Here is a 2,745-nt window from a genome sequence, read left to right as displayed (position 1 = left end):
GAAGCCGAAACTTCAAAAGATTTTCGATACCAGCAAATGCCTTGCCATTGGTTGTTTACCACCAAAGGTTCGATATTAGCCGTATGAGGTAAACTTACAATTTCCCATTGTGCATCGTTATAATTGGTTTTCACCAAATCAGCATCGGAGCTGGTTGCGGGATTGACTTTGCTAAATTTCCAATCTTGATTGAAATTGATTTTAACCGTTGGTGATTTTTGTGCGAAGGCACTGCTCACGGTAATCAAACCGATTAAGATCAAAAGATTGGCTTTTCTTAAAAAGGAATTATTCATCTGTCTTTTTTGATTTTTTATTTTTCTTAGTTGCTGCATTGTATTCATTGGTCATTTCATGAAAACCGATTTCGACACCATTTTTCATTTCTTGGTATTTTTCAGGTCGATTTACTTTTACCCATTCTAAAACCTCTACTGATTTGGCAATTTCGGGATGATAGATAGTACTAACTGGTGCCATTTCTTTATCATACCAAAGTGTTTTTTTACGCAATTCGGCTAAAGTTTTACTGTATTTTTTATCGAAAGCCAAGTTGTGTAATTCCTCTGGATCTTTTTCTAAATCATACAATTCCTCGACAGGCTTGGATATAGCAAAAAACGGCTTTTGAGCTTCGTTCAACTTACCTTCCGCATTCAATTGACGCATGATGTGCACCGCAGGACGGTAAAATTCTAAATATGCTTGCTGTGCATCATATGGAATTTCTGGTTTGTCATTACGAATGTATTTCCATTTATCCGAAGTAACGGCTCTTGATTTCTCTTGGATTTCATCCCATAAGTCACGAGTGGCATATACATAATCGTTTTTATAATTTTTATCCAAAATCGATTTACCTGTCATGTAGGATGGAATTTTCACTCCTGCCCAATCCAAAATAGTCGCGGTAATATCTACTGAAGATACGATTTCTTTACTAATGTGTTTTCCGTTGTATTTTTGTGGATAATGCACAATGAAAGGAATACGCAAACCCGAATCTTCGAGATAGCCTTTCCCTCTAATATTGCATCTCCCATTGTCACCTATGAAAATTACGATGGTATTATCAGCCAATCCTTTATCTTCTAATTCTTTGAAAATCATTCCGACCTCATTATCCAAAAATTCGATTTGATCCAAATATTTAGCCCAATCCAAACGAATAGCAGGATGATCGGCTAAGTAAGCAGGTAATTTTACTTTATCAGGATCTACAGGATGAGCCGATTTGCTTCGTACTTCGTCCCACCAATCGCCACGGTGACTCGCTACTAACTGAATTTGAGCAAAAAATGGTTTACCATCATTCTCGAAAGTATCGTACTTGTCGAATAAACCAAACTGAGTTTTTCCATCCCAAGGACCGATATTCTCTGATTTAAAATTCACATCGGTTTTGCGGCCTTTTCCCATTACGCTTTGATTTCCTAGAACCGTAGTATAACCTGCCTCTCGCAACAAAGCGGTAAAAGGTTTGAAACGAGAATCCAAAGGTACATCACGATTGGAACGGTGATTTTGTGCATTAATTTTGAGTTGGTGCGTACCCACCATCATAGACGAACGACTAGGTGAACAAATGGAGTTAGTTACAAAACAATTATCATAACGTATCCCTTCGGCAGCCATTTTATTGAGGTTAGGTGTTTTGACTGCTTCCATGCCGTAGCATTCTAAGTCCAAACTCATATCCTCAGCCATTAGCCAAATGATGTTGGGTCTTTTATTTCCATTTTGAGCAATTGTTACTATTGTCAATAACGAAAAAATGACTACAGTTATTCTTTTTTTAAACTTCATTTTGTTATCACCTTATTTTTTATTGTATGTAGGCACTGCTTCATTTTCATATTTTGCCAAATCCTTTTTCATTTTTTCAGCAATTTTCAGTTCGGTATTAATCAAATCATTTTGCTCCGAAATATCCTTTTTCACATTAAACAAATGAAACAATCCACTGTGGTATTTGATTAATTTCCAATCACCATTCATAACGGCAGCATATTGATCCTCATAACTACGGAAGAAATAAAGATTACGTTTTTTAATGTCTTTTCCTTTCAAGATAGGCATTAAACTCACTCCATTAATTTGCTTGTCAGTACATTTTTTACCAGATGCAATTTCCATCAATGTTGGATAAATATCGATCGATTGAACAGGTGTTTTAGAAACGGTATTTGGCTTAGTTACTCCTGGATATAAAATCATAAACGGTACTCTTGCGCCACCTTCACCAAGAGTGTTTCCGCCAGTTTTCCCACCGCTCAACGGAGCATTAGAGAATTTGCCTCCTTGATCCGAAATCAAAATAATAATGGTATTGTCTTCTATCCCTTTGTCTTTAATCGCTTGACGCACACGTCCAACAGACTCATCCATTGCCATAACCATTGCAGCATGTTCCGCATATTCTCCTGTTAAACCTTCTTTTTTGAATTTTTCTAGTAAATCTTTTCTTCCTACTGATGGTCCATGAACAGAATAGTACCAAAAACTTAGCATAAAAGGATCTTTTTTGTCATAAGTCTTGATGAAATCAGTGGCTTTATCCGTCAAAATATTCGTCAAATAATCCCCTTGCTTAGGTCCTGATTTCAAAAATCCTCTTGGGTCAGCGTCTTCTTTAAAGAAAGGATAATAATAACTTGTTGGGTGCCCAGCATCAGTCGTACCATATTCTTCATCAAAACCTTGATTTAGAGGATACTTACCCACCTGACCTAAATGCCATTTCCC

General features: G+C 36.7%; 2 protein-coding genes and 1 pseudogene. All 3 read right to left on the bottom strand.

The features are described from left to right. Positions 1–296 (bottom strand): annotated as a pseudogene (locus tag WBQ70_RS05385) (glycoside hydrolase family 2 protein); the annotation flags it as partial. Further along, complete coding sequence (locus tag WBQ70_RS05380; RefSeq protein WP_423911477.1) at positions 289–1,806, bottom strand: sulfatase family protein; 1,518 nt, start codon at positions 1,804–1,806, stop codon at positions 289–291. The gene WBQ70_RS05380 and the pseudogene WBQ70_RS05385, both read right to left, overlap by 8 nt. Before the next feature lie 12 nt (positions 1,807–1,818). Further along, positions 1,819–2,745, bottom strand: a 927-nt coding sequence (locus tag WBQ70_RS05375) for a sulfatase-like hydrolase/transferase (protein ID WP_423911476.1), incomplete at its 5' end; no start/stop codon positions are given.

It is taken from the genome of Flavobacterium sp. (genome assembly GCF_049590715.1).
Taxonomy (GTDB): Bacteria; Bacteroidota; Bacteroidia; order Flavobacteriales; family Flavobacteriaceae; genus Flavobacterium.
This window is presented reverse-complemented; position numbering and strand designations above follow the sequence as displayed.